The following is a 20287-nucleotide window of genomic DNA, read 5'->3' as shown; positions in this document are numbered from 1 at the left end:
TGGGTCTGTAGCTCAGTTGGTTAGAGCGCACCCCTGATAAGGGTGAGGTCGGCAGTTCGAATCTGCCCAGACCCACCAATTTTGTTGTGTGGGAACCTGTAGAGATATGGGGCCATAGCTCAGCTGGGAGAGCGCCTGCCTTGCACGCAGGAGGTCAACGGTTCGATCCCGTTTGGCTCCACCACTACTGCTTCTGATTGTATAAAGCTTAGAAATGAGCATTCCATCGGTTCGATGGTGAATGTTGATTTCTAGTCTTTGACTAGTTCGTTCTTTAAAAATTTGGGTATGTGATAGAAAGATAGACTGAACGTTACTTTCACTGGTAACGGATCAGGCTAAGGTAAAATTTGTGAGTTCTCTTAGTTGAGAAATTCGAATTTTCGGCGAATGTCGTCTTCATAGTATAACCAGATTGCTTGGGGTTATATGGTCAAGTGAAGAAGCGCATACGGTGGATGCCTTGGCAGTCAGAGGCGATGAAAGACGTGGTAGCCTGCGAAAAGCTTCGGGGAGTCGGCAAACAGACTTTGATCCGGAGATGTCTGAATGGGGGAACCCAGCCATCATAAGATGGTTATCTTGTACTGAATACATAGGTGCAAGAGGCGAACCAGGGGAACTGAAACATCTAAGTACCCTGAGGAAAAGAAATCAACCGAGATTCCCTTAGTAGTGGCGAGCGAACGGGGACTAGCCCTTAAGTGGCTTTGAGATTAGCGGAACGCTCTGGAAAGTGCGGCCATAGTGGGTGATAGCCCTGTACGCGAAAATCTCTTAGTCATGAAATCGAGTAGGACGGAGCACGAGAAACTTTGTCTGAATATGGGGGGACCATCCTCCAAGGCTAAATACTACTGACTGACCGATAGTGAACTAGTACCGTGAGGGAAAGGCGAAAAGAACCCCGGAGAGGGGAGTGAAATAGATCCTGAAACCGTATGCGTACAAGCAGTGGGAGCCTACTTTGTTAGGTGACTGCGTACCTTTTGTATAATGGGTCAGCGACTTATTTTCAGTGGCGAGCTTAACCGAATAGGGGAGGCGTAGCGAAAGCGAGTCTTAATAGGGCGTCTAGTCGCTGGGAATAGACCCGAAACCGGGCGATCTATCCATGGGCAGGTTGAAGGTTAGGTAACACTGACTGGAGGACCGAACCGACTACCGTTGAAAAGTTAGCGGATGACCTGTGGATCGGAGTGAAAGGCTAATCAAGCTCGGAGATAGCTGGTTCTCCTCGAAAGCTATTTAGGTAGCGCCTCATGTATCACTGTAGGGGGTAGAGCACTGTTTCGGCTAGGGGGTCATCCCGACTTACCAAACCGATGCAAACTCCGAATACCTACAAGTGCCGAGCATGGGAGACACACGGCGGGTGCTAACGTCCGTCGTGAAAAGGGAAACAACCCAGACCGTCAGCTAAGGTCCCAAAGTTATGGTTAAGTGGGAAACGATGTGGGAAGGCTTAGACAGCTAGGAGGTTGGCTTAGAAGCAGCCACCCTTTAAAGAAAGCGTAATAGCTCACTAGTCGAGTCGGCCTGCGCGGAAGATGTAACGGGGCTCAAACCATACACCGAAGCTACGGGTATCACTTAGGTGATGCGGTAGAGGAGCGTTCTGTAAGCCTGTGAAGGTGAGTTGAGAAGCTTGCTGGAGGTATCAGAAGTGCGAATGCTGACATGAGTAACGACAATGGGTGTGAAAAACACCCACGCCGAAAGACCAAGGTTTCCTGCGCAACGTTAATCGACGCAGGGTTAGTCGGTCCCTAAGGCGAGGCTGAAAAGCGTAGTCGATGGAAAACAGGTTAATATTCCTGTACTTCTGGTTATTGCGATGGAGGGACGGAGAAGGCTAGGCCAGCTTGGCGTTGGTTGTCCAAGTTTAAGGTGGTAGGCTGGAATCTTAGGTAAATCCGGGATTCTAAGGCCGAGAGCTGATGACGAGTGTTCTTTTAGAACACGAAGTGGTTGATGCCATGCTTCCAAGAAAAGCTTCTAAGCTTCAGATAACCAGGAACCGTACCCCAAACCGACACAGGTGGTTGGGTAGAGAATACCAAGGCGCTTGAGAGAACTCGGGTGAAGGAACTAGGCAAAATGGCACCGTAACTTCGGGAGAAGGTGCGCCGGTGAGGGTGAAGGACTTGCTCCGTAAGCCCACGCCGGTCGAAGATACCAGGCCGCTGCGACTGTTTATTAAAAACACAGCACTCTGCAAACACGAAAGTGGACGTATAGGGTGTGACGCCTGCCCGGTGCCGGAAGGTTAATTGATGGGGTTAGCTAACGCGAAGCTCTTGATCGAAGCCCCGGTAAACGGCGGCCGTAACTATAACGGTCCTAAGGTAGCGAAATTCCTTGTCGGGTAAGTTCCGACCTGCACGAATGGCGTAACGATGGCGGCGCTGTCTCCACCCGAGACTCAGTGAAATTGAAATCGCTGTGAAGATGCAGTGTATCCGCGGCTAGACGGAAAGACCCCGTGAACCTTTACTATAGCTTTGCACTGGACTTTGAATTTGCTTGTGTAGGATAGGTGGGAGGCTTTGAAGCGTGGACGCCAGTTCGCGTGGAGCCATCCTTGAAATACCACCCTGGCAACTTTGAGGTTCTAACTCAGGTCCGTTATCCGGATCGAGGACAGTGTATGGTGGGTAGTTTGACTGGGGCGGTCTCCTCCTAAAGAGTAACGGAGGAGTACGAAGGTGCGCTCAGACCGGTCGGAAATCGGTCGTAGAGTATAAAGGCAAAAGCGCGCTTGACTGCGAGACAGACACGTCGAGCAGGTACGAAAGTAGGTCTTAGTGATCCGGTGGTTCTGTATGGAAGGGCCATCGCTCAACGGATAAAAGGTACTCCGGGGATAACAGGCTGATACCGCCCAAGAGTTCATATCGACGGCGGTGTTTGGCACCTCGATGTCGGCTCATCACATCCTGGGGCTGAAGCCGGTCCCAAGGGTATGGCTGTTCGCCATTTAAAGTGGTACGCGAGCTGGGTTTAGAACGTCGTGAGACAGTTCGGTCCCTATCTGCCGTGGACGTTTGAGATTTGAGAGGGGCTGCTCCTAGTACGAGAGGACCGGAGTGGACGAACCTCTGGTGTTCCGGTTGTCACGCCAGTGGCATTGCCGGGTAGCTATGTTCGGAATAGATAACCGCTGAAAGCATCTAAGCGGGAAACTAGCCTCAAGATGAGATCTCACTGGGACCTTGAGTCCCCTGAAGGGCCGTCGAAGACTACGACGTTGATAGGTTGGGTGTGTAAGCGCTGTGAGGCGTTGAGCTAACCAATACTAATTGCCCGTGAGGCTTGACCATATAACACCCAAGCAATTTGACTACTCGAAAGAGCATCAGATTGCGGTGTGTGAAGACGAAACGAACCGAAAGTTCGAATCTCACAAAACACCGAGCTATCACATACCCAATTTGCTGAAGCGAGGCCCTCTGGCCACGACTCAGTACCCGAATTTCTTGACGACCATAGAGCGTTGGAACCACCTGATCCCATCCCGAACTCAGAAGTGAAACGATGCATCGCCGATGGTAGTGTGGGGTTTCCCCATGTGAGAGTAGGTCATCGTCAAGATTAAATTCCAAAACCCCTATCTGCGCATGCAGGTAGGGGTTTTGTTTTTGTCCGCAGGAAAATCTGCCTGTTCGGGTTTCTTCCTGTGTAGGAGCATGCTCGCTCCTACAATGATGCCAATAATTCCACTCCCCTCGCTTCAAGAGAACGCTACTGCCGGCCGATAACCCATTGGGTCGCAGCGATCTTTACTTCTCGCAGCCCTCAAAGGTCATTACGGTTTCCAGAGAAATCCCTTGATGACTGATGGCCAACCGATATCATCTGCGCGCCGTAAAGGGCAGTGAAGCTGATCTTGTTCGTGCATTCGCCTTTCGGTTCTTCTTCTTAAATTGCCTGGAAATCTTCGATGCTGTCGTATCACCAAAAGAGTTTTCTGATCGTCGATGATTTCTCGGATTTCCGCAGTTCGGTCAGGTCGATGCTGCGGGAGTTGGGTGTCAAGGATGTGGACACGGCCGACACTGGCGAACAGGCGCTGAAGATGTGCTCGCAGAAATCCTACGATTTCATACTGCAGGATTTCCATCTGGGGGATGGCAAGAAGAACGGTCAGCAGGTGCTCGAAGACCTGATGATCGACAAGCTGATCAGTCATGAAAGTGTATTCGTGATGGTCACCGCTGAAACCAGCCAGGCAATGGTACTTAGCGCCCTGGAGCACGAGCCTGATGCTTACCTGACCAAACCCTTCAACCGTTCCGGTCTGGCCCAACGCCTGGAGCGACTGGTACAGCGCAAGACGTTGCTCAAGCCGATACTGCAGGCCCTTGATCGGGGCAAGCCGGTAGAAGTGCTCAATGCCTGCATAGCCTTGTGCAAACAGGACATCCGCTATTCGCCGTTGTGCTTGCGCTACCGCGCCGATGCTCTGCGTGATCTCAATCAGAATGAGGTCCTGGAGCGTCTGTACGACGGCATCATTGCCGACCGACCTTTGCCATGGGCCTTTGCCGGACTGGGCAAGTTGCTGTTCAAGCGTGGTCAGGTCACCCAGGCTAAAGGCGTCTACGAAAAAGCGCTGAAAGTGTTTCCGATGATGCCAGCGCTCTACGATGGCATGGCGGAAGTGCTGGTGGCCGAAGGGGATACCAAGGCTGCCCAACGCGTCCTGGAAGAGGCAATTCGCTTGTCGCCACTGGCGGTGCGCAGGCAAGCGCAACTGGGCAAGCTGGCAATGACCAATGAAGATTTTGACACCGCTTCCAAAGCCTACCGCCAGGCTGTTACCCAAGGAGCCCAGTCACGTTTCAAGGATGCCGAAAGCAACCTCGGACTGGCTCACGCCTTGATCAGCAAGGGCAGTGAAAAAGGCCTGGATACCCGCACTCGTCTGGAAATCAACACGACCCTGAGTGTGGTGGCCAAGGAGAACCCAACCGATCCCGGCCTGCAAATCAGGGCGCGATTGATGAAGGCGACCAGCCTACTGCTCAACGACGCCGAAACGGCGGAAAAACTGACTGAGCAAGCCATGATGCGGCTCGATGGCATGGAGCAGTTCATGAGCGCCGAAGCGGCGCTGTTGGTGGCCAAGCAATTGCAGATGCTGGGTCAGGCCAATGCGGGCGCTTCGATGTTGAAGAACTGCGCAGAGATTTACGGCGACGACCCCACAGTGATGAAGGGGATAGCGAAGTTGACCGATGATCCGAACATCCTCAACTCCGGCAACGTTGCAGCCGATCTCAATCGGCAGGGCGTGCGCGTGTACAAGACCGGTGACCTGGTGCAGGCCAGGAGCATTTTCCGTAAAGCCCTGGCGCTGCAACCCAAGAACATCAGCATCGCGCTGAACCTCGCACAGTCGTTGCTGCATGGCATTGATACCAATGTCCCCTCGCAGGAACTGGTGGAATGTCGGGCCTGCCTGAAAATGGTTGGCTTGATGCCAGACACCGACTCGCGTTTTGCGCGTTATCAAAAGCTCAAGAACAAGGCATTTGGCGAATGAACCAGCACCAACAGGCACTTGATTTCTCGACGGTGATTGCGTCCACGGTACACGACATGAAGAACTCGCTGGCCATGCTGATGCAGGCCCACAGCCAAAGCCTGGCGGGTTTGCCGGCGTCTGCGCGCCACACCCCGGAACAGGGTGTGATCGAGTTCGAGTTCGCGCACCTCAATGGCATGCTGGTGCAGTTGCTGGGCCTGTACAAGCTGGGTGTCAACCAGATGCCCCTGCAACCGGCCTACCACGAACTGGATGACTTCATCGAAGCGCAACTGGCGTGTCATCAAGACGTCTTCGCCAGCCGCGGCATTGCCGCCACGTTTGAAGTCGATCCCTTGAGCCCCCTGGGTTTCTTCGACCGCGAGCTGATCGCTTCGGTACTGGCCAACAGCATCACCAATGCGATCCGTTATGCCCGTCACGCTGTGTTGATCAGCGCCAGCGACGAATCCGGGCAGCTGGTCTTGACCATCAACGATGATGGTGACGGTTATCCACCGCAGATGATCGAGCGCCAGGCCGAGTACATGCAGGGTATCAACCACAGCACTGGCAGCACTGGCCTGGGGCTGTACTTCGCCGGTCGGATTGCGGAACTGCATCAACGTAACGGCGTAGGCGGGCGAACGGAAATCAGCAATGGCGGGCCGTTGGGCGGGGGGCTCTTCAAGCTTTATCTTCCTTGAAACAATGGAACTCACATATTTGTGCATCGTGCTTGATATTCTGAACACGCGGAGCCTATTTTGTACGAGTTGCCGCTCGCGGCTCGTATAAAAACAAGGATTGCGTCATGACAACCGATGGCCTGGGTTCACTCGCGCAGCGATTGACGGGCATTGATGAGATCGAATGTGTCACGCCGGATTTGAATGGCGTGCCCCGGGGCAAAGTGATGACTGCCGAGGGCTTCCTCGAAGGGCGCCGTTTGCAAATGGCGCGGGGAGTGATGCTGCAATGCATCATGGGCGGATATCCGCCGGCTCGCTTTTACGGTTGCGATGACGGCGATCTCGCGCTGGTCCCTGATTCGGCGCAAATCCACCGCTTGCCCTGGAGTCAGCAACCTCGGGCATTGGCCATCTGTGATGCGGATGAATTGACAGGCGAAAGCTCCAGCCTCTCGACCCGCAGCCAGCTCAAGGCGGTCATCGCGCGTTACACGGCCATTGGCCTGGCGCCGGTGGTGGCCACCGAGCTGGAGTTTTTCGTCTTCGCTCCCAATACCGATTCGACCCAGCCCTTCCAGCCACCGAAGGGCTTGGACGGTCGTCGCGAGGAAGGACATTCGGCGTTCAGTGTCAGCTCCAACAACGGCCTGCGGCCGTTCTTCCGGGAGGTCTATGAATGCATGGCTGCGCTGGGCCTGCCGCGCGATACCTTCATGCACGAGATGGGCGTCAGCCAGTTTGAGATCAACCTGCTGCATGGCGATCCTCTGCTGCTGGCCGATCAGACTTTTTTGTTCAAGCATTTGCTCAAGGAAGTCGCGCTCAAGCACGGCCTGATCGTGGTTTGCATGGCCAAGCCATTGGCGCACACGCCAGGCAGTTCGATGCACATTCACCAGAGCATCGTGGAGATCGGCACGGGGCGGAACGTCTTCAGCGACGAAACCGGTCAACCGAGCGCGACCTTCCGCCATTTCATCGGCGGCCAGCAAGCCGGCATGGCGGATTTCACCGCGCTATTTGCGCCGAACGTGAATTCGTATCAACGCTTGTGCCATCCCTTTGCATCACCGAATAATGCCTGCTGGTCCCATGACAACCGGGCAGCCGGTTTACGCATCCCCGCCAGTTTGCCGGTCGCTCGTCGGGTCGAGAACCGATTGCCGGGGGCTGACGCTAACCCCTACCTGGCGATTGCAGCGAGCCTGGCCTGCGGGTTGTACGGCATTGAGCACCAACTGGAACCCGACGAACCAGTGCAGGGTGAGTTCCAGGTGCCGGATAAACTTTCATTGCCCTGTACCTTGCATGCGGCACTGGAACGTCTGAAACGTAGCCAGTTGGCAATGGAACTGTTCGGCAAGGAGTTCATCGAAGGCTACATCGCTTCGAAGACCTTGGAATTGACCAGTTTCCTTGATGAAATTACTCCCTGGGAACGGCGTGTCCTGGCCGCCCAGGCCTGACGAAATGTCGACACCGGGCTATCGTTTGAATAGCCCGTCACCCACTGCAAGGAGCCGCTCGTTGCGCCAAATCTGGAAATCCTTTCGAGCGCTTTATTTCGCTTCGCTGATGATGTTGATCGGCTCGGGCCTGTTGAGTACTTACCTGGCGTTGCGCCTGGCTGCCGATCATGTCGACAGCCTGTGGGTCGGTGCGTTGATGGCTGCCAACTATTTCGGCCTGGTTTTGGGTGGCAAGATTGGCCATCGGTTGATTGCGCGGGTCGGGCATATTCGAGCCTACTCGGCCTGTGCCGGGATCGTCGGCGCGGCGGTTCTGGGCCATGGCTTGGTGAACTGGTTGCCTGCCTGGTTGTTCCTGCGGGTGATCGTCGGTCTTGGCATGATGTGCCAGTACATGGTCATTGAGAGCTGGCTGAATGAGCAGGCCGATGCCAAGCAGCGCGGACTGGTGTTCAGTGGATACATGATCGCCTCCTACTTGGGGTTGGTGCTGGGTCAGTTGATTCTGGTCATGCACCCGGGCCTGGGGCTGGAGCTGCTGATGCTGGTAGCCCTCTGTTTTACCCTCTGCCTGGTGCCGGTGGCCCTGACCCGACGGATTCACCCGGCGCCGTTGCATCCCGCACCGATGGAGCCCCGGTTCTTTATCAAGCGCGTGCCGCAGTCATTGAGTACCGTCCTGGGGGCAGGCCTGATTGTCGGTTCGTTCTACGGTCTGGCGCCGCTGTACGCCTCCCAGCAAGGGTTGTCCACGGAGCAGGTCGGCCTGTTCATGGGTAGCTGCATTTTTGCCGGCTTACTGGTTCAGTGGCCGTTGGGGTGGTTGTCCGATCGCTATGACCGGGCGCTGTTGATTCGCTGTTTCGCGTTCAGCCTGGCGTTGGCGGCCTTGCCGCTGGCGATCATGGAGCGGGTGCCGCTGGAAGTCCTGTTCATTGCCGGGTTCCTCTGTTCGTTGGTCCAGTTCTGCCTGTATCCGTTGGCAGTGGCCTTCTCCAATGACCATGTCGAGGGCGATCGACGGGTATCGCTGACGGCAATGTTGCTGGTGACCTACGGCGTGGGTGCCAGCATCGGGCCGCTGGTGGCGGGTGTGCTGATGAAGTTGTTCGGCAGCCAGATGCTCTACGCGTTCTTCAGTTTCTTTGCGTTGGTGCTGGTGTGGCGAATTCGTCCGAAAGCGGTGACCAATCTGCACCAGGTGGACGATGCGCCGCTGCATCACGTCGCCATGCCGGACAGTATGTCGAGTTCGCCACTGGTGGCGGCCCTTGATCCTCGGGTGGACGAGCAGGTGGTGCAGGACCAGATGCAAAATCCGCTTCCTTCCGAGCCGAGCCCGGAGCCGGAACCGGAAATCGATCAGCCTCCGCAAGAACCGGATTCGGGCAGAGAGCAGAGTTTTACCGAAGCCAGGCCCTGACATTCAGGCAAAAAAAAACGGGCAGTCACCGCCAGGGGCTGCCCGTTTTTTGCTTGAAGCGTTGTCTCAGAAGTCGTCTTTGTCGAAGCGCCGCGCTTCTCGTTGCAGCTGGTAGACGAAGCGCTCGACCTGACGTTGCACCAGCCCGCTCATGTTGTGGAAGCGAACGCCGGCAAAGGTGGTGGAGATCTTTTCTTCAAAGTGCAGGTAACGCAGTTCAACCGGTGCCGTCATTTTGCCGAAGGGCAGGTCGGCGTTGAAGCGGTCATAAACCTGACCCAGTTGCAGGCTGCCGGTGATGTCGCCATCGAAGCGCAACTTGCAGCCAGTGGCGGAGATGTCCAGCAGCTTGCCGCTGATCGATGCCTTGAGTTTTTCACCGTCCAGATTGACGTTGACCAGTTGGGCCAGTTTCAAGGCGGCACGGAATGCATTGCGGCGCTGGTGGTAGACGACTTCATCGGGCAGGGTGCCACGGTAGCAACGGCTGCCGTTGGACTCGTCGATGGTCAACGGGCCATTGCTTTCCCACGCAATGCGCACGCCTTCATGAAAACCTTCGACCTTGAAGGCTTCGCCGGCCAGCAGGAAACGCTCGCCATCGCGGGGAATCATTTCGTCCAGGGCAATCATGTTGCGTTCACGATCAAGATCCACCAGATAGCTCTGGAAGCGCTGGCTGCGCTCGTGGAACGTGATGATCAAAGGGTCATGGCTGTCTAGCAGCTGGCGCAAATTGCCGGAGATTTCCAGGGGCGTGCTGAGCACCTTGGGTGGCTGCGGAGCATCTTCCGCATTTAAGGCATTGGACACGGTTAATCAATCTCCAGACAAATTTTGACTACGGCAGGCGGCATTTTGCCAGCATGTTTCGCGTCTTGATAGAGCGTGCTTATCGACAGGCTTAAGCCTGACTGAGCGGGCGTGGTTTCACAAGCCTGGAGAATGATCCGCTGGCGTCATAAAGCGCGGGTTGTTCACCGCCATTAAGGATTCTCAGCTGGGTGGCCGTGGCGGCCTGCTGTACCTGGATCGACTGTCCATTGTCGGCGTTGGCGGCGTGGCATTGAGCCAGAAGGTCGGTCAGTACATCGCTTTGTGCCAGCAACGCTTGGCCAACGCTCGATTGACTGGCCAGTTGCTCCAGACCGCTGCGGTTGGCTGGCAGGTTGAGGCTGGCAAGAATTTCACTGCGTTTGCGGCCATGCTGTTCGAGCTGGATGATCATCGCCTGCTTGCGCGCCAGAACATCTTCCAGCAACGGCATGTCGCGGCCATGCAAGGCGAGGGATTCGGTGTGCAGTAACTCCAGCAAGTGTTGCGCTGGAGCAAGGTCGTCGGTGATCAGTTGCAGTAGATTAGTGTCGTGCATGGCTGGCCTTGGTGTTTAAGCGTCCAAAAGCCTGGCGCGGGCCGAGGCCTAGCGCTGGGCTTCGAAGTTGAGCAGTTTGCTGGCAACGCGGTTGCTGTCGACTTTATAGCTGCCATCGGCGATGGCTGCTTTCAACTCAGCCACGCGGGATTTGTCGACGACAGGCTGATCGCGCAGCGTATCGGTGATCTTTTGCAACTGTTGCGCCTCATTGCTCAGGTGTACCGATTCCCCGCTTTTGACGGTACCGGCCTGTTCGGCGGAGGGGGTAAGCTCGGCAGGCTTACCGGTTTCGGCAGTTTCCCTGGCGGCGTTGGTACGTGTACTGCCCGTGAGTGACGGGGAGCTGTTCAATCGGCTGAAATCGATGACCATGGTAAAAAAACCTCTGGGGATTTGGACGCTTGCCATGTTTTCGGCCATTCCCTGAAAAACTTTAGGCTCAATTATCAAATGAGCTTGCGCGCGCCAGCGCTTGCCGTGCCTGGCACACAGTTTAGGGGACCGCCGAGGCCGGCGCCACATCTTCACCCGCAGTAGGCCACTACATGGACACTTCCACCTGGCCCGGCGCGATCACCTGTGCCTTGATGACCCGTTTGGAATTGAGGTTCTTGACCCGAATCTGTTCGCTCAGGCCGCCACCGGCCAGTGCCTCGCCGGGCATTCGTACGCTGAGCGTACCACTGCGGGCGGTAATCACCACCTGGTCGCCCTTGCGTATCACTTCCGCCTGTTCGATGTGCACTAGGCTGATGACCTGATCGTTGACCATTGGTCGCGTAAGTCGTTGCCCGATGGCCTGGTCCACGGCAGTCAGATAACCCTGGTTGAGCAAGCTGATATCGCGCTCACGAAGCATGACGTCCTGTGGCTCGACAATGCCTGCGCGGCGTAGTGGCCGTGTGGTCGTGACAACCTCGCGAAACAGGCGTACTTGAGCGGGCACGAAGACTGTCCAGGGCGATACTCCCTCGCAGCGAACCTTGACCGTTACGCGGCCCAAAGGCTTGGCCGGGCTCTCCAACGTGGCTGTCAATTCCTTGTCGCACATCGGCATGCGCAGGCGTGGATCGAGCGGGTTCACCTCGATTTCATAGCGTCCTTGGGTTTGACTCGTCGCCAGATAGTCCTCTACGGTGAATTCAAGAAAGCCCTGGGTGACGCCGATAAGCATGTCAGGCAAGGTAACCGCGTCAGCAAGGGCAGGGCTGCCAGCGTTGAACAGGCAAACAGCCGACAACACTCCCAGCCATTGGCGGCAGCGGGTGGTCAAGCGTCGGATTAATGTCGGTTGTGTGTTCATGACAGATAAAAAGCAAGCGCCGTGCCGTTTAGTGATGAAGGCGCGTCGCAACAACACTTAGCGTTGGCGTAGGAGTCAGGCATGGCTGGTGTAATGGATTCGGTAAACCAGCGCACGCAACTGGTGGGGCAGAATCGCCTCGAGTTGCTGTTGTTCCGTCTCGACGGCCAGCAGCTGTATGGGATCAACGTGTTCAAGGTGCGGGAGGTGCTGCAATGCCCCAAACTGACGCTGATGCCCAAGTCCAGTCCTGTCGTGTGTGGCGTGGCGAATATTCGGGGGGCGACCATTCCGATCCTTGATCTGGCGATGGCGACCGGCTCCGGTGGCTTGAAGGACAAGAACAACCCCTTCGTGATCATCACGGAGTACAACACCAAGACCCAGGGATTCCTGGTGCGCTCGGTGGAGCGCATCGTCAACATGAACTGGGAGGAGATTCATCCGCCACCCAAGGGCACGGGACGTGATCACTACCTGACGGCTGTGACGCGGGTCGACAACCAGTTGGTGGAAATCATCGACGTCGAGAAGGTGCTGGCGGAAGTGGCCCCCACCCCGGAAGCGATTTCCGCTGGCGTGGTGGATGTCGAAACCCAGCACAAGGCGCTCTCCTTGCGGGTGCTGACGGTCGATGACTCGTCGGTGGCGCGCAAGCAGGTCACCCGGTGCCTGCAAACGGTCGGTGTTGAAGTGGTGGCGTTGAACGACGGTCGGCAAGCGCTGGATTACCTGCGCAAGCTGGTCGACGAGGGCAAGAAGCCGGAGGAGGAGTTCCTGATGATGATTTCCGACATCGAGATGCCGGAAATGGACGGATACACCCTCACGGCCGAGATCCGCAACGACCCCCGAATGCAAAAGCTTCACATCATCCTGCATACTTCGTTGTCAGGTGTGTTCAATCAGGCGATGGTCAGGAAGGTCGGTGCCGATGATTTCCTGGCCAAATTCCGTCCTGATGACCTGGCATCCCGGGTAGTCGACCGGATCAGAGCAGCAGACATCAGCTAGGGGCGTCCGGCCCCCGGCAGTCAACACGATTTTAGAGGCGGCAGCATTGTCTACGGGTAATTTGGATTTCGAACAGTTCCGGGTGTTCCTGGAAAAAGCCTGTGGCATTTTGCTCGGTGAAAACAAGCAGTATCTGGTCTCCAGCCGTCTCAACAAACTGATGGAGCAGCAAGGCATCAAGTCCCTGGGTGAGCTGGTCCAGCGCATTCAGACCCAGCCGCGCAGCGGGTTGCGCGAGATGGTGGTGGATGCGATGACGACCAACGAAACCCTATGGTTTCGTGATACCTATCCGTTTGAAGTCTTGAAGAACAAGGTGTTGCCCGAAGCGATCAAGGCCAGTCCCGGCCAGCGCCTGCGGATCTGGTCGGCGGCGTGCTCGTCGGGTCAGGAACCGTATTCGCTGTCGATGTCCATCGACGAGTTCGAGCGGTTCAATCCCGGGCAATTGAGGATGGGCGTGCAGATTGTGGCCACCGACCTGTCCGGCACCATGCTGAACAACTGCAAGACCGGCGAGTACGACAGCCTGGCCATCGGCCGCGGCCTGTCACCTGAGCGGCTGCAGCGTTATTTCGACCCCAAGGGGCCGGGGCGCTGGGCCATCAAGGCGCCGATCAAGAGCCGGGTCGAGTTTCGCTCGTTCAACCTGTTGGACAGCTACGCGAGCCTTGGCAAGTTCGACATCGTGTTCTGTCGCAATGTGCTGATCTACTTCTCCGCCGAAGTGAAGAAGGACATCCTGTTGCGCATTCACAGCACGTTGAAACCGGGTGGCTATCTGTTTCTCGGTGCTTCCGAAGCGCTGAACGGATTGCCGGATCATTACCAGATGGTCCAGTGCAGCCCGGGGATTATTTACCAGGCGAAGTGATTTTGTCGGTGTCATCAAAACGGGAGCCCCCAAGGGCTCCCGTTTTTTATGGCTGCTGATTTTTCACAGTCGCCGCATGACCCTGTGGGAGCGAGCCTGCTCGCGATTGCGGTGTGACAGATTGCATAGATGTCGACTGACATGACGCCATCGCGAGCAGGCTCGCTCCCACAGGGTAATGCGGTGTCCTTTCGAACGAGACAAGCGGCAGAAAAGCGGCATCCAGCGGAAACCGGTTGCCGCTTTTCTGTCGTTGCCTCCTGGGCCGGTGCCCGCAAAGCCCCGGTTTATGGGGATTTCTGAATTGGCATGACGCTTGCTATATCCATCGTACGAAAAATCAGGTCAGCCGAAGGTTTCCCGCCATGAGCATCAGCTTCGATAAAGCGCTCGGTATTCACGAAAAGGCATTGGGCTTCCGCGCCCAGCGTGCCGAAGTCCTGGCCAACAACATTGCCAACGCCGACACCCCGAACTACAAGGCGCGGGACCTGGAGTTCTCGAAGGTGCTCGAGGCGCAGAACGACAAGGCCAAAAATGGCACCTTCGCCTTGAACATGACCAACAGCCGTCATATCGAAGCCCAGGGCTTGGGCAATGGCGACGAGTCGCTGATGTACCGCACGCCGATGCAGCCGTCGATCGACCAGAACACCGTGGACGCCCAGCTGGAGCAGTCGAACTACGCGGAAAACTCGGTCAACTTCCAGGCCAGCTTCACCCTGCTCAACAGCAAATTCAAAGGGCTGGTATCAGCCTTGCGCGGAGAGTAAGTCATGTCTCTATCCAGTGTTTTCAACATTGCCGGTAGCGGCATGAGTGCCCAGACCACACGCTTGAACACCGTGGCCTCGAACATCGCCAACGCCGAGACGGTCTCGTCGAGCATCGACCAGACCTACCGTGCGCGTCACCCGGTGTTCGCCACCATGTTCCAGGGCGCTCAAGGCGGTGGCGGCGACTCGCTGTTCCAGAACCAGGACGCGGCCGGTCAAGGCGTACAGGTACTGGGCGTGGTCGAAGACCAAAGCAACCTTGAGGCACGCTACGAGCCGAACCATCCGGCCGCCGATGCCAAGGGCTATGTCTACTACCCGAACGTTAATGTCGTGGAAGAAATGGCTGACATGATTTCCGCGAGCCGTTCGTTCCAGACCAACGCCGAAATGATGAATACCGCCAAAACCATGATGCAGAAGGTCCTGACCCTCGGTCAGTGATAAGGGGCGACTCAGATGAGTGTTACCGATACCACCAGTGGTCTGAGCCTCAACGACATCCTGGCCAACTCGTCGATCAAGACCAATACCAATGCCGATAGCCTGACGTCGGCGGCCAGCAGTGCCACGGGCAAAAAGGCCCTGGGCAAGGACGCGTTCCTGCAATTGCTGGTGACCCAGCTGAAAAACCAGAACCCGCTGGAGCCTCAGGGCAACGGCGAGTTCGTGGCACAGCTGGCGCAGTTCAGCAGCCTGGAAGGCATCACCACGCTCAACGATACCGTGTCCGGCATCGCCGGCAACTACAACTCGTCCCAGGCGTTGCAGGCTTCGGCGCTGGTGGGGCGTTCAGTCATCGCGCCGGGCGACAAGGCTGTGGTCGACACCACGAAGGGCATGACCGGTGCGGTTGTCATACCGCAATCGGTGGCTGAAGTGGCGGTGAAAATCACCGACAAGGATGGCAAGACCGTCCGCACCATCACCCTGGACGATCAGAAAGCCGGCACCGGCAGCTTCACCTGGGATGGCAAGGACGATGCCGGCAAGGTCGTTGATTCGGGTACTTATACCTTTGCGGCGAACACCACCATCGATGACAAGGGCGTGGCACTGGTCACCAATCTGCCGGCAACGGTCAACAGCGTGACCATTAGCCAGACCGGCGGCGAGTTGATGCTCAACCTGGCCGGGCTCGGCAGTGTCGCCCTGTCCAAAGTGCAAACCATTGGTATATAGAGCCGACTAACGCGGCACAAAAGGAGTGGAATATGTCTTTCAACATCGGCCTTAGCGGTCTCTATGCTGCCAACAAACAACTGGACGTCACCGGTAACAACATCGCCAACGTGGCAACCACCGGCTTCAAATCGTCCCGCGCAGAATTCGAAGACGTGTACTCGGCGACCAGACTGGGTACGGGCAGCAAGGTCACCGGCAGCGGCGTGCGCCTGGCCAACGTTTCCCAGCAATTTACCCAGGGTGATATCACCTCCACCGGTAACGTGCTGGACATGGGCATCAATGGCTCAGGCTTCTTCGTACTGAACAACAGCGGCTCGCTGTCCTACACCCGTGCCGGTACGTTCAAGGTCGACAAGGAAGGCTACGTCACCAACACTGATGGTACCTCGCGCCTGCAGGGTTACGGCGTGGATGCCAATGGCAAGATTCTCAACGGCGTATTGACCGACCTGCGCATCGACACCTCCAACCTGGCGCCGAAATCCACTACCACGGTGTCGTCGACGATCAACCTGAACTCTACGTCTGCCGTGATCGATCAGACGGTGGCGACCAACAAGTTCGACCCAAGCAAGTCGGAAACCTTCAGCAAGCAGTTCAGTACTCCGGTGTTCGACACCCAGGGCAACCAGCACACCATGGATCAATACATGGTCAAGACTGGGCCCAACACCTGGGATACCTATACCCTGATCGACGATCGCAATCCGGACGGCAGCGACCCGACGGATGCGGCGACACCGCCAATCGCTTCGACCATGACCTTCGACACATCGGGCAAGCTGGTGTCGGTCAGCACGCCGGTTCCACCCACCGTGCCTCCGACCGTTCCAACGCCGGCTCCGGTGATCAGTAACGATCTTAAAATCACCAACTGGACTCCGGGCTCGGTCAAGGATGGCGTCTGGACGGCCAATGGTGCAGCCGCCGATCCGGCCGGCCTGACGATTGCCATGGGTAACACGACTCAGTTCAACGCTGACACCGCACGCTCCATTCCCGTGCAGAACGGCTATGCCACGGGTCAGATCACCAACCTGACCATCGACGGCAGCGGTGTGCTGTTGGCCAACTTCAGCAACTACCAGACCAAACCGATTGGCCAGCTGGCGTTGGCCAGTTTCACCAACGAACAAGGCCTGCAGCCCGTCGGTGGTACCAGCTGGAAGGAAACCTACGCCTCGGGCATCCCGGGCTACGATGCGCCGGAAACCGGCTCGCTGGGTACGATCCGCTCCAACTCCCTGGAAGAGTCCAACGTCAACGTGACCAATGAACTGGTCGACCTGATCAAGGCGCAGAGCAATTACCAGGCGAACGCCAAGACGATCTCTACCCAGAGCACCATCATGCAGACCATCATTCAAATGGCCTGATGCGGGTCAGCTCAAAGCGCTGCACAAGGAACCCCTCGCAAGAGGGGTTTTTTTTTTGATCAATAGATCGCAGCCTCGCTTCGCTCGGCAGCTCCTACATTGAAATACGATCCCTGTAGGAGCTGCCGAGCGAAGCGAGGCTGCGATCTTTTTCATGGACAAAAGAAAACCCCCGACAAGCCAGGGGCCCGTCGGGGGTCTTTATGTTACCGGCTCAGCTTATTGGCAAGCTTCGCAATCCGGCTCGTCGATGGCGCAGGCCTTCGGTACTGGAGCAGGGCCGGCTGGCGCTGCCAGGACTGAGTCGTCACCGTGGTTGCCGCCGCTGGAAACAGCGTTGAGCTTACCGGTGTTGATGGTCGACTTCTCGGTGCTGGTCGCGGCCAGGGCACGGAGGTAGTAAGTGGTTTTCAGACCACGGTACCAGGCCATGCGGTAGGTCACGTCCAGCTTCTTGCCCGAAGCGCCAGCGATGTACAGGTTCAGCGACTGAGCCTGGTCGATCCACTTCTGACGACGGCTGGCCGCGTCGACGATCCACTTGGTGTCCACTTCGAACGCGGTTGCATAGAGCTCCTTGAGTTCTTGCGGGATGCGCTCGATCTGCTGCACCGAACCGTCGTAGTACTTCAAGTCGTTGATCATGACCGAGTCCCACAGGCCGCGAGCCTTCAGGTCGCGAACCAGGTACGGGTTGATCACGGTGAATTCGCCCGACAGGTTCGATTTCACATACAGGTTCTGGTAGGTCGGTTCGATCGACTGCGATACGCCAGTGATGTTGGCGATGGTCGCGGTCGGTGCGATGGCCATGATGTTCGAGTTACGAATGCCTTTCTGTACACGGGCGCGAACCGGTGCCCAATCCAGGGTTTCGTTCAGGTCGACATCGATGTACTTCTGGCCACGGGCTTCGATCAGGATCTGTTGCGAATCCAGCGGCAGGATGCCCTTGGACCACAGCGAACCCTGGAACGTCTCGTAGGCGCCACGCTCGTCAGCCAGGTCGCAGGAAGCCTGGATCGCGTAGTAGCTGACCGCTTCCATGGACTTGTCGGCGAACTCGACGGCTGCGTCGGAACCGTAAGGGATGTGCTGCAGGTACAGCGCGTCCTGGAAGCCCATGATGCCCAGACCCACTGGACGGTGCTTGAAGTTGGAGTTCTTCGCTTGCGGCACCGAGTAGTAGTTGATGTCGATCACGTTATCGAGCATGCGCACGGCGGTGTTCACGGTGCGTTGCAGCTTGGCGGTGTCGAGCTGGCCATTGACGATGTGGTTCGGCAGGTTGATCGAGCCCAGGTTGCAAACGGCGATCTCGTCCTTGTTGGTGTTCAAGGTGATCTCGGTGCACAGGTTCGAGCTGTGGACCACGCCGACATGCTGCTGCGGGCTGCGCAGGTTGCACGGGTCTTTGAAAGTCAGCCATGGGTGGCCGGTTTCGAACAGCATGGACAGCATCTTGCGCCACAGGTCTTTGGCCTGGATGGTCTTGAACAGCTTGACCTTGCCCGGGTACTCGGTCAGGGCTTCGTAGTACTCGTAGCGCTCTTCGAAGGCCTTGCCGGTCAGGTCGTGCAGGTCCGGTACTTCGGATGGCGAGAACAGGGTCCACTTGCCGTCATCGAAGACACGCTTCATGAACAGGTCAGGGATCCAGTTGGCGGTGTTCATGTCGTGGGTACGACGACGGTCATCACCGGTGTTCTTGCGCAGCTCGATGAACTCTTCGATGTCCATGTGCCAGGTTTCCAGGTAGGCACACACAGCGCCTTTGCGCTTGCCACCCTGGTTAACGGCGACGGCGGTGTCGTTCACTACTTTCAGGAACGGTACGACGCCCTGGGACTTGCCGTTGGTGCCCTTGATGTACGAACCCAGCGCACGAACCGGGGTCCAGTCGTTGCCCAGGCCGCCGGCAAATTTCGACAGCATGGCGTTGTCGTGGATCGCGTGGTAGATGCCCGACAGGTCGTCCGGCACGGTGGTCAGGTAGCAGCTCGACAGTTGTGGACGCAGGGTACCGGCATTGAACAGGGTCGGGGTCGACGACATGTAGTCGAAGGACGACAACAGGTTGTAGAACTCGATCGCACGGTCTTCTTTCTGCTTCTCTTCGATCGCCAGGCCCATGGCCACGCGCATGAAGAAGATCTGTGGCAGTTCGAAACGCACGCCATCCTTGTGGATGAAGTAACGGTCGTACAGGGTTTGCAGGCCCAGGTAGGTGAACTGCTGGTCGCGCTCGTGGTTGATTGCCTTGCCGAGTTTTTCCAGGTCGAAGTCGGCCAGGACAGGGTTCAGCAATTCGAATTCGATACCCTTGGCGATGTAGGCAGGCAGGGCCTTGGCGTACAGGTCGACCATCTCGTGGTGGGTCGCGCTCTCGGCGACGCCGAGGAAGCCCAGGCCTTCGGCACGCAGGGTGTCCATCAGCAGGCGGGCGGTCACGAACGAGTAGTTCGGCTCACGCTCGACCAGGGTACGGGCGGTCATCACCAGGGCGGTGTTGACGTCGGTCAGGGCCACGCCGTCGTACAGGTTCTTCAGGGTTTCGCGCTGGATCAGCTCGCCATCGACTTCTTCCAGGCCTTCGCACGCTTCGGTGACGATGGTGTTCAGGCGGCCCATGTCCAGCGGCGCCAGGCTACCGTCGGCGCGGGTGATGCGGATCGACGGGTGAGCGTCGACCGCTGCTTCGGCTGGAGCGTGGGCGGCGCGTTCTTTCGAACGACCGTCACGATAGATCACGTAGTCGCGAGCGACTTTTTGCTCGCCGGCACGCATCAGGGCCAGTTCGACCTGGTCCTGGATCTCTTCGATGTGAATGGTGCCGCCCGATGGCATGCGACGCTTGAAGGTGGCGGTGACCTGCTCGGTCAGGCGGGCCACGGTGTCGTGGATGCGCGACGAAGCGGCAGCGGTGCCGCCCTCAACTGCAAGAAACGCTTTGGTGATGGCGACGGTGATCTTGTCATCGGTGTAAGGAACGACAGTGCCGTTACGCTTGATCACACGCAGCTGGCCCGGCGCGGTGGCGGACAGATCCGAATTCGAATCAGCGGCCTGCGGCAAGGTGCCCTGCGGGTTCTCGCGAGTTGTGTCGGTTTGCATCGGGGGGTGTCTCCACATTCTCTATGTTTGATTGGGCACCATCACGGTGCCCACCGTTCCGTCCTGAAGCACTACAACCGGCCAAGGCCGGGCATAACAACTCCGGGACAGTAGGAAGGGGGCTATTGGGCGCCGCTTCCATGCCGAAGTCTT

Annotated in this window: 15 protein-coding genes, 2 tRNA genes and 2 rRNA genes; 14 read left to right on the top strand and 5 right to left on the bottom strand. The window is 57.2% G+C overall.

What is annotated here, in order from left to right; genetic code table 11:
- Position 1 precedes the first annotated feature (1 nt).
- The 8 genes from OH720_RS25330 to OH720_RS25295 all read left to right on the top strand — a co-directional run bounded on the left by OH720_RS25330 (position 2) and on the right by OH720_RS25295 (position 9114).
- Positions 2-78, top strand: a tRNA-Ile gene (locus OH720_RS25330).
- A gap of 30 nt (positions 79-108) precedes the next feature.
- Positions 109-184, top strand: a tRNA-Ala gene (locus OH720_RS25325).
- A 247-nt stretch (positions 185-431) separates the two neighbouring features.
- Positions 432-3323: ribosomal RNA gene (locus OH720_RS25320) — 23S ribosomal RNA — on the top strand.
- 155 nt (positions 3324-3478) lie between these two features.
- Positions 3479-3594, top strand: a 5S ribosomal RNA gene (gene rrf, locus OH720_RS25315).
- 349 nt (positions 3595-3943) lie between these two features.
- Entirely contained in the window at positions 3944-5548 is a 1605-nt protein-coding gene (locus tag OH720_RS25310) for a tetratricopeptide repeat-containing response regulator (protein ID WP_272603336.1), read from the top strand.
- Positions 5545-6237, top strand: a complete 693-nt coding sequence (locus OH720_RS25305) for a sensor histidine kinase (protein WP_272603335.1) — start codon at positions 5545-5547, stop codon at positions 6235-6237. Before OH720_RS25310 ends, OH720_RS25305 begins: the two co-directional genes overlap by 4 nt.
- A 209-nt stretch (positions 6238-6446) precedes the next feature.
- Positions 6447-7688 carry a glutamine synthetase family protein gene (locus tag OH720_RS25300; protein WP_272606519.1) on the top strand — a complete coding sequence of 414 codons (1242 nt, stop codon included), beginning with the start codon at positions 6447-6449 and terminating at the stop codon, positions 7686-7688.
- Between the two features lie 61 nt (positions 7689-7749).
- Positions 7750-9114, top strand: coding sequence for an MFS transporter (locus tag OH720_RS25295; protein ID WP_272603334.1), 1365 nt, complete (start codon positions 7750-7752; stop codon positions 9112-9114).
- A 66-nt stretch (positions 9115-9180) separates the two neighbouring features.
- On the opposite strand, the gene OH720_RS25290 is transcribed toward OH720_RS25295, so the two are convergent.
- From OH720_RS25290 to flgA, 4 genes are all read right to left on the bottom strand, one after another.
- Positions 9181-9927, bottom strand: a complete 747-nt coding sequence (locus OH720_RS25290) for a flagellar brake protein (protein WP_272603333.1) — start codon at positions 9925-9927, stop codon at positions 9181-9183.
- Positions 9928-10018: 91 nt separating this feature from the next.
- Positions 10019-10486 carry a flagella synthesis protein FlgN gene (locus OH720_RS25285; RefSeq protein WP_272603332.1) on the bottom strand — a complete coding sequence of 156 codons (468 nt, stop codon included), beginning with the start codon at positions 10484-10486 and terminating at the stop codon, positions 10019-10021.
- Positions 10487-10534: 48 nt separating this feature from the next.
- Positions 10535-10861, bottom strand: a complete 327-nt coding sequence (gene flgM, locus OH720_RS25280) for a flagellar biosynthesis anti-sigma factor FlgM (RefSeq protein WP_272603331.1) — start codon at positions 10859-10861, stop codon at positions 10535-10537.
- 169 nt (positions 10862-11030) lie between these two features.
- Positions 11031-11792, bottom strand: coding sequence for a flagellar basal body P-ring formation chaperone FlgA (gene flgA / locus OH720_RS25275; protein ID WP_272603330.1), 762 nt, complete (start codon positions 11790-11792; stop codon positions 11031-11033).
- Between the two features lie 81 nt (positions 11793-11873).
- Between flgA and OH720_RS25270 the strand changes: the two genes are divergently transcribed.
- The 6 genes from OH720_RS25270 to flgE all read left to right on the top strand — a co-directional run bounded on the left by OH720_RS25270 (position 11874) and on the right by flgE (position 17020).
- Positions 11874-12806: a chemotaxis protein CheV gene (locus OH720_RS25270; protein WP_008054776.1), complete on the top strand. Its 933-nt coding sequence runs from the start codon at positions 11874-11876 to the stop codon at positions 12804-12806.
- A 46-nt stretch (positions 12807-12852) separates the two neighbouring features.
- Positions 12853-13680, top strand: a complete 828-nt coding sequence (gene cheR, locus OH720_RS25265) for a protein-glutamate O-methyltransferase CheR (RefSeq protein WP_046817752.1) — start codon at positions 12853-12855, stop codon at positions 13678-13680.
- 365 nt (positions 13681-14045) lie between these two features.
- Entirely contained in the window at positions 14046-14453 is a 408-nt protein-coding gene (gene flgB / locus OH720_RS25260) for a flagellar basal body rod protein FlgB (RefSeq protein ID WP_020800602.1), read from the top strand.
- A gap of 3 nt (positions 14454-14456) precedes the next feature.
- Positions 14457-14900, top strand: coding sequence for a flagellar basal body rod protein FlgC (gene flgC, locus OH720_RS25255; RefSeq protein ID WP_272603329.1), 444 nt, complete (start codon positions 14457-14459; stop codon positions 14898-14900).
- Positions 14901-14915: 15 nt separating this feature from the next.
- Entirely contained in the window at positions 14916-15638 is a 723-nt protein-coding gene (flgD, locus tag OH720_RS25250; RefSeq protein WP_272603328.1) for a flagellar hook assembly protein FlgD, read from the top strand.
- Positions 15639-15670: 32 nt separating this feature from the next.
- On the top strand, positions 15671-17020 hold the full coding sequence (gene flgE / locus OH720_RS25245) for a flagellar hook protein FlgE (RefSeq protein WP_272603327.1): 1350 nt from the start codon (positions 15671-15673) through the stop codon (positions 17018-17020).
- Between the two features lie 219 nt (positions 17021-17239).
- Here flgE and OH720_RS25240 read toward each other — a convergent pair whose 3' ends face one another.
- Positions 17240-20134, bottom strand: a complete 2895-nt coding sequence (locus tag OH720_RS25240; RefSeq protein WP_272603326.1) for a ribonucleoside-diphosphate reductase subunit alpha — start codon at positions 20132-20134, stop codon at positions 17240-17242.
- Positions 20135-20287 lie beyond the last annotated feature (153 nt).

Origin of the sequence: Pseudomonas sp. WJP1 (genome assembly GCF_028471945.1) — a bacterium.
GTDB lineage: Bacteria > Pseudomonadota > Gammaproteobacteria > Pseudomonadales > Pseudomonadaceae > Aquipseudomonas.
Note: the sequence above shows the minus strand (reverse complement) of the source record. Positions and strands in the feature narration are given on the sequence as shown.